This window comes from Streptomyces sp. SID486, assembly GCF_009865385.1.
Taxonomy (GTDB): domain Bacteria; phylum Actinomycetota; class Actinomycetes; order Streptomycetales; family Streptomycetaceae; genus Streptomyces.
In genome coordinates this window covers 1-10,648 of the sequence record NZ_WWJT01000244.1, presented here as the reverse complement: position 1 = coordinate 10,648, position 10,648 = coordinate 1, and the positions used below count along the sequence as shown (strand labels likewise).

Sequence of the window (10,648 nt, the reverse complement as noted above, 5' to 3'; positions counted from 1 at the left end):
GGTCTCCGTCGGGCGGTGTGCGGGTCCGGTGGGTGGTCTCCGTCGGGCGGTGTGCGGGTCCGGTGGGTGGTCTCAGCCGGTCGGCTCGCGGTTCAGCCGGGTCTTCAGTTCGGCCAGCCGGGAGGCCGCCAGGGGCACACTGATCCGGCCGGTCGCGGTGAGCGCGCCGGTCGTGGCCGACCACACCGGCTGCACCTTGCCCTGGACGCCCCGTGCCGCCAGCGCCTCGACCGCCGCCTGCGGTTCCTCGGGGAAGAGGACGTAGGGAAGCCCGTCCGCCGCCGCGACCGGCCCTGGTACCCCGGCGGCGGACAGCAGCTCCCGCACGAGTGGCTTGTTCCGCGCGATCTCCGCCCGCAGACCGGACGTCACGTCGCCGAGCCCGAGGACACGCCGTCCGATGCGCAGGGACAGCGAGGACGCCCCGAGCGGCGCCACCGCGCCCCGCACCGCCTCGGTCAGGGAGGCGGAGGCCACGCAGTAACCGAGGCGCACCCCGCCGAGGCCGTACGCCTTGGACAGTCCGCGCACGACGAGCAGGTTGGGCAGCTCCCCGGCGAGGTTGGCCGCGCTGTACCGGGCGGGGCAGTAGTTGGCGTTGGACTCGTCGACCAGCACCACCGCGCCCCGCTCCGCCGCCCCCGCGGCCAGCTCGCGGACCGCGTCGAGACCGGCGAAGCGGTGGTCGGTGAGCGCGGGACGCTCCAGCAGCAGGACGTCGCCGGGCGGTCCGGAGCCGAAGGGCACGACGCGTCCGCCGGCCCTGGCCACCCAGTGCGGGAAGTCGGGGTAGACGTCCGTCACGACCTCCACCGTGCCGCCCGCGGCCAGCAGGCTCAGGCCGTGCAGCAGCGGCCCGACACCGGCGCCGCACGTCACCGAGGCGGTCCAGCCGGGCCGGCCGAAGAACTCCGCCACCGCGGGGCCGAGCACGCCCTCGCCGTAGGGGTCCTTGACCATGTAGTCACCGGTGTACGGCAGCCCCTCGGCCACCTCCGCGGTCAGCTCCTGCGCCACGACCGCCATGACGTCGGCACCCAGCAGGTCCCGTTCGTCCTGCGTCCAGGCCAGGTTGAGCAGGTCCGACCCGTCCGACAGGTCGCGCAGCTTCTCGTACGAGCCGATGGCGAGGGGCATGGACGGTGATCGCCTTCCGGTGCGGGGACGGGACGGGGCGGGCGCACGCTGCGCCCGCCCCTGAGGTCGGCCATGAGGGTGAGACGGCGGCGTCAGCGGACGCGCAGCACGCTCCCGCCCGGGTAGACGGCCTGCGAGCCCAGCTCCTCCTCGATCCGGATGAGCTGGTTGTACTTCGACGTGCGGTCCGAGCGGGACAGCGAACCGGTCTTGATCTGACCGCAGTTGGTGGCCACCGCCAGGTCCGCGATCGTGGTGTCCTCGGTCTCGCCGGACCGGTGCGACATCACCACGGTGTATCCGGCCTTGTGCGCGGTCTCCACGGTGGTGAGCGTCTCGGTGAGCGAGCCGATCTGGTTGACCTTGACCAGGATGGAGTTGGCGTAGCCGTCGCGGATGCCGTCCTTCAGCCGCTCGACGTTGGTGCAGAAGACGTCGTCGCCGGTCAGCTGGATCTTGCCGCCCAGCTCGGCGGTGACCTGCTTCCAGCCCTCGATGTCGTCCTCGGCCATCGCGTCCTCGATGGAGGCGATCGGGTAGCGGGAGACGAGTTCGGCGAGGTAGGCGATGTGCTCCTCGACCGAGCGCTTCACACCCTCGCCCGCGTAGTCGTACACCCCGTCGCGGAAGAACTCGGAGGTGGCCGGGTCGAGCACGAGGACGACGTCCTCGCCCGGGGTGTAGCCCGTCTGCTCGATCGCGCGGACCACGAAGTCGAGGGCCTCGTCGGCGCTGCGCAGGTTCGGCGCGAAACCGCCCTCGTCGCCGACGTTGGTGTTGTGGCCGGCCGAGGCCAGCGCCTTGCGCAGGGTGTGGAAGACCTCGGAGCCCATGCGCACGGCGTCGGCGAAGGTCGGCGCGCCGACCGGCGCGATCATGAACTCCTGGAAGTCGATCGGGTTGTCGGCGTGGGCGCCGCCGTTGATGATGTTCATCATCGGCACCGGCAGGGTCCGGGCACCGACGCCGCCGACGTAGCGGTACAGCGGGAGCCGGTGGGCCGCGGCCGCCGCCTTCACCGTGGCGAGCGAGACGCCCAGGATCGCGTTGGCGCCGACGGCACCCTTGTTGGGCGTGCCGTCCAGCTTGATCATCGTCTCGTCGACGAGGACCTGGTCCTCGGCGTCCAGGCCCCGCAGCGCCTCGGCGATGGGTCCGTTGACCGCGTCGACGGCGGTGCGCACACCCTTGCCGTGGAACCGGGAGCTGTCGCCGTCACGCAGCTCGACGGCCTCGTTGGCGCCGGTCGACGCGCCCGAAGGCACCGCGGCCCGGCCGAACGAGCCGTCCTCGAGGGTGACGTCGACCTCGACGGTGGGATTGCCACGGCTGTCGACGATTTCACGGGCTACGACTCGGGATACCGCGGTCATGTGACTCCTCGGACGCATTGATTAACTCGCCGACATCCTGCCAGAGTTGCGTCGGCGGTGCGACGGACGTCTCACTATTCGCAACCGCGGCTCGCCGATTGAGCAGGGTGTCACTCAATTGATTGACGTTACCCGGCGGTTGGGTAAGTTCCGCGCATCCGAGTTTTTCTCGAACCGTACGAAGGAGTTCACCCGATGACGGCTGCCGGCAACCATGGCTCCCAACTGGCATGCTCGTTCTGCGAGAAGAGACAAGATGAAGTCTTGAAGATTGTCTCCGGGCCGGGCGTGCACATCTGCGACGGCTGTGTCGACCTGTGCGCGGAAGTGGTCGAGGAAGCGAGAAATGGGGGGCCAAAGGCGGGCCTCGCCGAGGGGCTGCCGAAGCCACGTGAGATACGGGCATTCCTGGACACTTATGTGGTGGGCCAGGAGCGGGCCAAGAAGTCCCTTTCCGTCGCCGTGTACAACCATTACAAGCGGGTGCGCGGTGCGGCGGCGGCCGATGACGACGACGTGGAACTGGCCAAGTCCAACATCCTGCTGCTGGGCCCCACCGGCTCGGGGAAGACCCTGCTCACCCAGACGCTGGCCCGGATCCTCGACGTCCCCTTCGCCATCGCCGACGCCACCGGCCTCACCGAGGCGGGCTACGTCGGCGAGGACGTGGACGCCATGCTGATGAAACTGATCCAGGCCGCCGACCACGACCCGCGCAGGGCGGAGACCGGCATCGTCTACATCGACGAGATCGACAAGATCGCCCGCCGGGGCGACGGCCCGGCTGTCTCACGTGATGTCTCCGGCGAGGGCGTGCAGCAGGCGCTGCTGAAGGTGCTGGAGGGCTCGGTGGTGACCGTCGCCCCGCCCGGGCGGGGGACCGGCGCGGTCGCCGGCAGCCGCAGCCGCACGGCCCAGGAGGGCATCCAGATCGACACCTCGCACATCCTCTTCATCGTCGGCGGCGCCTTCGCGGGCCTGGAGAAGGTCATCGAGGCCCGGACCGGCGCCAAGGGCATCGGTTTCGGCGGCAGTGTCCGGTCCCGGCAGGAGGCCGTGGCCGACGACCTCTTCGGCCGGGTGACGCCCGAGGACCTCGTGAAGTTCGGGATGATCCCCGAACTGATCGGCCGGCTGCCGATGATCACCTCGGTCTCCCAGCTGGACCGGGACGCGCTGCTGCGCATCCTCACCGAGCCGAAGAACGCCCTGGTGCGCCAGTACCGCAGGCTGTTCCAGCTGGACGGTGTGGAGCTGGCCTTCGAGCCGGGCGCACTGGAGGCGGTGGCCGACCAGGCGATCAGCCGGGGCACCGGCGCGCGGGGCCTGCGGGCCATCCTCGACGAGGCGCTGATGTCGGTGATGTACGACGTCCCGTCGCTGGAGGACGTGGTGCGGGTGACGGTCACCGACCGCACCGTCCTGAAGGGGGAGGAACCGCTGCTGACCCGCGGGGACGGCGCGGCGGCGGCCGGGTGACGCCGGCCGGGTGACGCCGCCCGGGCGGGGCCGGGCGGGGCCGGGGGCGCACGCCACCCGGTCCCGGCCACCCGGGCCGGCCGCGCGGGCCCGGGGCCGGTCAGTCCAGCAGGCCGTACGCCGCCAGCTCGTCCTGTGCCGCGCCGGTCTCGAAGGCGCCGAGTTCCCGGAAGTAGCGCCGGGTCTGCTGCGACGTGGCACGGGCGTGCTCGCTCAGCACCTCGGGCGTGTACACCTCGGCGACGATCTGCTCGACCTCGTCCCTCTTCAGGTCGTACCCGGCGAGTTCCTCGCGCAGGGCGTCGAGGTCCGGCCGCAGGAAGGCGTCCATCAGCGACGGCACCAGCGTGCCCGCCGTCCGCCGTTCCGCCGGTCCGAGACGGGCCCACAGCCGCTGCAGGAAGTGCGCGAAGTAGGCGTGGTGGCGGCCCTCGTCGACGGCGTGGTCGCGGATCGTGCCGGTGACGGCCGGGGCGACCGAGCCGCGCTGCGGCACCTCGGCGAGGCTCGCCGAGATCAGGGTCTCCGAGACGATCACGAAGAGCAGTTCGGCCAGCGGCCGGTCGGCGGCCGGGAGTCCGGCCAGCAGGCCGGTCAGGCGGCGCAGGAAGAAGGGCTCTTCGGGCAGCCGGGCGGGTGTCCCGGTGACCCGGTGGACCTGGGCGGCGAGATCCGCGGAGAACAGCGCGTGGTACGCCTCGTCGCAGTACATCTTGTAGGCGTCGAGGCGCATCTCCTCGGGTACCGGGACGCCCACCGAGCCGTGCGCGATGCCGAGCACGGTGCGGTTGACGACCAGGTACTCGAGCTTCGCGGTGAAGTCCAGGTACCGGTACAGGTGCTGGATCAGCACGTCCTCGAACTGCCGTCCGGGCAGGTCACGGACCAGGGGATGCCGGGTCACCGGCACCAGGTCGGGCGGGAACAGCCAGGGCGCCGTGCCGTCGACGTCCCCGGCGTCGAGCAGCCGCCGGGGCGCGCTGCGCACACTGGAGCGCTCGTACCAGCTGCGGAAGGGGCTGCGGTACGGCCCCGGCCCGGTGTCCTCGGCGGCACCGCTCCCGTCACCGGCGTGCGCGGCACCGCTCCCGTCACCGGCGCGCGCGGCCGGTGCGTCCTCTCCCGCCGTGTCCCCCTCCGGCCCGTCCGGCGCCTCCGGATCCGCCGAGGGGGCTTGCAGCAGGCGCCGGGGACAGTAGGACAGGGCGGAGCAGCCGACGAACATCCCTACGGTCCCACACATGCCGTACCTCTCCCGAAACGGTCCCCGCGCGCCACCGCGGTCACGCCACGACCTCCACGACCCCGTGCTCCAGCAGCTGGACGGCGAACTCCACGGTGTCGGCGGTCGCCTCGTCGGCCGGTACCCCGTACTCCTCCGCCAGCCCGGCCGCGACCTCGGCGAGCGTGGACGTGCCGTCGATGCGGCGGAAGATGGCCTGCGCGACCTCGTCCAGCTCCAGGGCCTGGTCCTGTACGGCTATGTACAGCTTGCCGCGGTACTTGCGTGTACGGGCCTCCATCCGGCGGCGCACCACGCTGCCCGGCTGCAATTCCGTGTCCGCCATCAGTGAATCTCCACATCGATCGACAGGTCCCTGCACAGCTGCACGACCCGGGTCACCCAGTCCCCGGGCCGTTCCTGGGGGAGGTCACGCATGGTCTCCACCGCCCAGTAGTCCTCGTACGACAGCGCCGCGGGCCGTACCTCGTGAAAGCGCCGGGCCCGCCACTTGGGGATGCGGGAGCCGAACGCCCCGTGGCTCTCCAGCAGCGCGTCCACCACGTGCCCGAACGCCTTGCGGGCCGACAGCACGGCGCTGTCGGTGTCGTCGGCGGCCAGCTGGCCGAGGGCGTCCTCGATCGAGGCGTCGGCCTCGGCCAGCGACCGGGTCGTCACGAACGCCCGGAAGGCGGTCGCGTCGAGTCCCAGGCGCCGGACGCGGACCCACGAGGTGCCGCTGAGCGTCAGGCAGGTGGCCAGCCGCTCCAGGAACAGCTCCTCGGTCCCGGTCAGCACGTCGGCCGCGGCGGTGTGCTCCCCGAACCGCTCCCAGGACACCTTCGCCAGCATCTGGTCGACCTGGGCGTCCAGCCAGTACTTGATCTCCCAGCGCCGGCCGTCGACGTACTCCACCGCCGCGGGCACCGTGCCCGGCCGCAGGGCCACGGGGATGGTGCGTACGGCCGGCCCGTGCCAGGGGCCGGCGGTGACGACGTTGAAGTCGTAGTCGCTGCTGTCGTTGGCCCAGCCGCGGGCGACGGAGCCCACGCACATGACGGCGAGGTGGTCGGCGGGCAGCAGTCCGAGGCTCTCGAGTCCTTCCAGGCACCCGAGCAGGCCGGCCTTGACCGTCAGCCCTTCCCACGGTCCGTGCACCAGGGTCGCGTTCGGGTCCTCCACCGGGCCGCGCGCCATCATTCCGCGCGGACCACCGACGACAGCAGGCCCAGCTCCAGCGCCTCGGCGACCAGCGGGGTCACGGTGGCGGCGTCGACGCCGAGCCCGGCGACCAGCTCGCCGTAGGGCTGCTTGCCGTCCAGGGCGTGCAGCAGCTTCGGCCAGTCGGGGTTCTCCAGCTCGTCCAGCACGTACTCGATGCTGCCGTCGACCACGAGGTACCACACCGCCGGTTCGTCGGCCGAGTGCAGCAGCATGACGTGCTCGGGGATCTCCAGCACCTGATCCGCCGAGATCTCCGGGCGGCGCACCACGCGTGCCTCGATGGCCGGCAGCTCGGCCGCCCAGTCGGTCACCGGGACGCCCTGGGGCACCGGTGCCTTGCGGGATTCGACGTGCGGGGTGGGCAGGTCGGCCGTCATCCGCTCCAGCAGCCCGAGGTTGACCACCCGCAGCAGCAGTTCCACGTGCCCGGCCGACGGGTCGTTCTCCAGGCGGCGCAGCCGGGACCGCACCTGGTCGGCGTCCAGGTGGTGCCGGGCGGCGTCGGAGGCGAGCGCCTCGTCGAGCAGCTGGTCGCCGTTCTGGGCCAGCATCCGCAGGAAGGTGCGGTAGGTGAGGTGTTCGCCGCTGCCGTAGAAGAAGGGGCCCTTGGGGCGGTCGACCATCTCGGGCGGCAGGATGCCCACCATGGCCCGGCGCATGATCTGCTTGTCCCACACCAGGCTCGCCCGCAGCGGCTCGGGGACGGCCGCCACCAGCTCGATCAGCCGGTGGTCGAGGAAGGGCACGCGGGCCTCGATGCCGTTGCCCGCCGCGGTGCGGTCCTCGTGCCAGCAGTTGTAGAGCTGCACGTCGCGGTACTTCCAGCGGAACAGCTCGGAGTACGGGTCGTTCGCCCGGCGGTCGGCCGCCTCGCGCAGGTAGCGGGCGCTGACCATCGAGCGGCCCGCCCCGTCCCACCAGGCGCCGAGGTCGGGGCGCACGGCGCGGTCCCGGGCGGAGCCGAGGTCGGCGACGTTGCGCACGAAGTCGGGCCACTCGCCGCCGCCCGCCATCGTCTTGGAGTAGCCGCCGTTGAACTCGTCGGCGCCGCCGCCCAGCAGCATCGCCTTGATCCCGGGCGCGTGGGCGCCGACATAGCGGTACATCTCGTACTTGTAGAACGTCTCGGGGCCCGCGAGCGGCGTCTCCAGCAGCCACAGGTGCCGCTTCCACTCCTCGACGGAAGGGGTGTGCGCGGTGTCCAGCAGCACCTGGTCGTTGGCCAGGCCGAGGACGCCGGCGATGTGGTGCGCGGACTCCGCGTCGCCGTTGGCGAGGGTGCTGCCGTTGAGCGCGGTGAACGTGTGCGGCTTGAGGGAGGCGAGGGCCGCCACGGCCGCCGAGTCGATGCCGCCGCTGAGGAAGAGACCGATCTCGACGTCGGCCATCTGGCAGTCGTCGACGCTCTCGGCCAGGATCCGGCCGTAGTCGGCGACGAGCTGCGACTCGGAGGCGCCGGCGTCGCCCTCGAAGGAGGGGAAGTCCCAGTAGCGGTGGGTGGACCGGCTGCCGTCGCGGAGGTCGAACGTGACGATCGACGCGGCGGGCACCAGCTCGATGTCCTTGAACCAGGAGTGGGCCGGGCTGTCGTCGGTCACCGGGGCCATGCTGAGCAGCTGGTCGCCGAGTGCCGCGTCCCAGTCGAGTTCGCGCGGGCAGTCGGGGTCCTCGAAGAGGGCCTTGATCTCAGACGCGAAGACGATCCGCTCGTGGTTCAGGTGGTAGAAGAGCGGCTTGATGCCGAACCGGTCGCGGGCGAACACCAGCCGGCCGCGGTCGCGGTCCCACAGCACCAGCGAGAACATGCCGCGCACCCGGTCGAGGAAGCGCAGACCGTCGCGGCGGTAGAGATGGAGCAGCACCTCGCAGTCGGAGCGGGTGCGCAGCCGGGTGCCGGCGGGCAGTCCGGCCGCCAGCTCACGGTGGTTGTAGATCTCGCCGTTGGCGATGAGGACCAGGCCGCCGTCGTCCGTGGCGAGCGGCTGGGCACCGCCCTCCGGGTCGACCAGGGACAGCCGGACGAAGCCCAGGCCCAGCGGGCCGGAGCGGAAGTAGGTCTCGTCGTCGGGGCCCCGGTGAGCCACCGCGCGCGCCATCCGGCGGAGCAGGGCGTCCGCTCCCTCATCCACGGGACGGCCGTCGACCCGAGCAATGCCGGACAGGCCACACATACCTCTACCTCGCTCGCTGCGGAGACTGGATCCACGTCGGTTTCGCTGTCGGGCTCGCCGCGCCCGGCCGGAGCCGGGCGCGGCAAGGGCGTCGTCCGAGCAGGCTCAGACGACCATCTTGAGGACGGTGCCGGAGGTGACCTCCTTGGCAGCCGGCTTGGTGTACTTGCGCATTGCATTCACCTCCCCGCGATGTCTCGGGAATGTTGGGGACGAGAAATCCGTCCCCGCGATTCCTGGATTCCGACAACGGAAATGCAACAAGCCAGCCGGTGGCCCCGTCAAGGTCCACATGAGACAGTCAACTGTTAAACCAGGGCTGGTGAGTTGGTGTCTTCGCAGGTGAGGGGCGGTCTCGGTGGGGCGATCCGGATCGGGCACCCACGGAAAACTGAGCACGACGTGAGACAACTTTGCGATTGTCCGGCCCCGTGCGCGCTCTGTAAGGATAGGACCCCCGGTAATCAAGCCGACTTTTCCGGAGTGTTATCCATGGGTGATTCACAGGTTTCGGACGATTCCCTGGTCGGGCCGTTGCTGCGGGCCGTGCGGACCGACGACGTCATGGGCCACGTCGCCCGGCTGAGCGCCCACGACCGCTACCAGGCCTCGCTCGGACTGGAGCGCGCCGCGGAGTACGTCGCCGAGGCCGCGCGGGCCGCCGGACTGCGGGACGTGGGCGTGGAGCACTTCCCCGCCGACGGCAAGGAGCAGTGGTGGACCTTCCGCGCACCGGTCTCGTGGACGCCGCTCGGCGCCCGCCTGACCGTGCACGCCGGTCCCGGCACGGACACCCCGGCGGTGGTGCGCGCCGACCACGCCGAGCAGCCCTTCACCGTGGCGACCTACTCCGCCGCCACCCCCGCGGGCGGCGTCGTCGCCCCGCTGGTCCCGGTGCGCGGCGACGGCCCGGTCGGTGCCGCGGTGGCCGGGGCGATCGCGGTGGTGGACCGGGCGGCGTTCGTCCGGGGCTCGCTGGTGGCCGACCTGACGGCCGCGGGCGCGCTGGGTCTCGTCACGGACGCCCCGTGGAAGGGCACCGAGGACGCACCGCATGTCGGCCGCATCGAACTGCCGCCGGACAGCGCCCTGTTCGGCTTCAGCCTCACCCCCGCGCCGTTCCGGCGGGCCCTGGCCGCCGCGGACCGGGGCGCGGTCGCGCACGCCGAGGTCGCCGTGGACCGGACCGCCGCCATGCCGCTGGTGAGCGGGGTGCTGCCGGGCGACGACGACGCGGAGGAGATCTGGCTCACCGGCCACCTGTGCCATCCGCGCCCCGGCTCCAACGACAACGCGTCCGGGGTCGCCGCGCTGCTCGGCATCGCCTCGGCACTGGCCCGGCTGCGGCGGTCGGACGCCCGGTACGGCGCCCGTCGCCCGGTCCGGTTCTTCTGGGGTGCCGAGTTCCTCGGCAACGCGGCCGCGCTGCACGGGCGGGCACAGCCGGGCGGCGGCGGACTGCCGGCGGCGCTGATCAACCTGGACATGGTCGGCGAGGACCAGGCGCTGTGCCGTTCGCCGTTCGTCGTCGAGCGGGCGCCGGAGACGACGCCGACCCTGCTCTCACCGCTGGCCGAGTACGTGGTGGAGCAGGTGTTCGCGGCCACCGCCACGAGCCCCGGCAGCTGGCGGCCGTCCCCGTTCCTGGGCTTCTCCGACCACGCGCTGTACGCCGACCCCTCGGTGGACCGGCCGGCCGTCCAGTTCTGTCACCCGGACGACCGCTTCAACCACTCGGCGGGCGACGGTCCGGACAAGGTGTCCCCCGTGGAGATGGCCCGCTCCTGCGTGGCCGGCGCCGCCCTGGCCCAGCTGCTCGCCTCGGACGGCCCGGCCCCGGCCGTGCGGACCGGGCTGGTGGAGCGCTGGTGCCGGGGCGAACAGGAGGCGGCGGCCCGGACGGCCCGGGACGGCGGTGGCGCGGACGGGGACTGGGGCCGCGGACTGCTGGACCACGTGGCGCGCCGGAACGCGGCCCTGCGGGCGCTCGCCGCCGGGGCGCCGCTGACCGAGGCCCGCCGGCTGGCCGGGGCGGGACCGGC

General features: G+C 72.1%; 8 protein-coding genes. 2 read left to right on the top strand and 6 right to left on the bottom strand.

Features of this window, described 5'->3' with window-relative positions:
* Window positions 1-72 precede the first annotated feature (72 nt).
* Together GT045_RS12125 and eno are read right to left on the bottom strand one after the other, a co-directional pair.
* Complete coding sequence (locus tag GT045_RS12125) at window positions 73-1,137, bottom strand: aminotransferase class I/II-fold pyridoxal phosphate-dependent enzyme (RefSeq protein ID WP_161334160.1); 1,065 nt, start codon at window positions 1,135-1,137, stop codon at window positions 73-75.
* Window positions 1,138-1,229: 92 nt separating this feature from the next.
* The gene (gene eno / locus GT045_RS12120) at window positions 1,230-2,510 is read right to left on the bottom strand and encodes a phosphopyruvate hydratase (RefSeq protein ID WP_161334159.1); all 1,281 of its coding nucleotides are present in this window, start codon (window positions 2,508-2,510) and stop codon (window positions 1,230-1,232) included.
* Window positions 2,511-2,705: 195 nt separating this feature from the next.
* Here eno and clpX point away from each other — a divergent pair, with 195 nt between their 5' ends.
* Entirely contained in the window at window positions 2,706-3,989 is a 1,284-nt protein-coding gene (clpX, locus tag GT045_RS12115; RefSeq protein WP_161334158.1) for an ATP-dependent Clp protease ATP-binding subunit ClpX, read from the top strand.
* A 100-nt stretch (window positions 3,990-4,089) separates the two neighbouring features.
* On the opposite strand, the gene GT045_RS12110 is transcribed toward clpX, so the two are convergent.
* Genes GT045_RS12110 through asnB form a run of 4 tightly spaced genes read right to left on the bottom strand, consistent with a single transcriptional unit; the run spans window position 4,090 to window position 8,606 of the window.
* Window positions 4,090-5,232: a diiron oxygenase gene (locus GT045_RS12110; RefSeq protein ID WP_161334157.1), complete on the bottom strand. Its 1,143-nt coding sequence runs from the start codon at window positions 5,230-5,232 to the stop codon at window positions 4,090-4,092.
* 40 nt (window positions 5,233-5,272) lie between these two features.
* Window positions 5,273-5,557: a PqqD family protein gene (locus GT045_RS12105; protein WP_161294955.1), complete on the bottom strand. Its 285-nt coding sequence runs from the start codon at window positions 5,555-5,557 to the stop codon at window positions 5,273-5,275.
* Window positions 5,557-6,393: a hypothetical protein gene (locus tag GT045_RS12100; RefSeq protein ID WP_161334156.1), complete on the bottom strand. Its 837-nt coding sequence runs from the start codon at window positions 6,391-6,393 to the stop codon at window positions 5,557-5,559. Before GT045_RS12100 ends, GT045_RS12105 begins: the two co-directional genes overlap by 1 nt.
* 14 nt (window positions 6,394-6,407) lie before the next feature.
* Window positions 6,408-8,606, bottom strand: coding sequence for an asparagine synthase (glutamine-hydrolyzing) (asnB, locus tag GT045_RS12095; RefSeq protein WP_161294951.1), 2,199 nt, complete (start codon window positions 8,604-8,606; stop codon window positions 6,408-6,410).
* A gap of 492 nt (window positions 8,607-9,098) precedes the next feature.
* On the opposite strand from asnB, the gene GT045_RS12090 reads away from it, so the two are divergent.
* Window positions 9,099-10,648: M28 family peptidase (locus GT045_RS12090; RefSeq protein WP_161334155.1), on the top strand; the 1,550-nt coding region annotated here is incomplete at its 3' end.